This window comes from Corallococcus sp. AB049A (genome assembly GCF_003668885.1).
Taxonomy (GTDB): Bacteria; Myxococcota; Myxococcia; order Myxococcales; family Myxococcaceae; genus Corallococcus; species Corallococcus interemptor.
In genome coordinates, this window is sequence record NZ_RAWL01000977.1 from 1 (window position 1) to 481 (window position 481).

1 protein-coding gene is annotated in these 481 nt (G+C 51.8%); it reads left to right on the plus strand.

The annotated features are described in order from the left end of the window. Nucleotides 1-91: 91 nt before the first annotated feature. On the plus strand, nt 92-481 hold a 390-nt coding region (locus tag D7X55_RS45080), incomplete at its 3' end, for a hypothetical protein (protein ID WP_233610422.1).

Sequence of the window (481 nt, forward strand, 5' to 3'; positions counted from 1 at the left end):
TCTCTACATGCATGCCCCATCACAGCACGTTCGCTGGGAGAGCACGAGCTCTTTCTATTCCGGAACCTCAGCTCATCTCACGAGCAAAACCATGTTCCTAACTCCGCTTCACAAACTCCGCCGCCGCCGGATTTGGCCTTGGGGTCTGCGTAATATTCTTCCTCATGGGGCCGCTCGGACGTTCCAAAACCTTTCTCAATGGTTGAGATACGCTCCCGATATTGGAAACCGTATCAAGATACTATCCGCTCTCAACGACACCGTGCGCATGCTCCGACCGCTGATGATCCCGCACTTGATCATTTCACCCACGTTTCTTGACGGCGCCGGCCTCATGACTCAAGCCAAAAACCTACCCCAGATCATGTTCACTGACGTTGTAAAGAAGTGGAACTTTGCGGACATGCTCATGGACTGCTATATTTTCATTACCCTCGTGTACCAAACTGTAGGTCACGAGATGAGCGCAATGGAGGAAAGG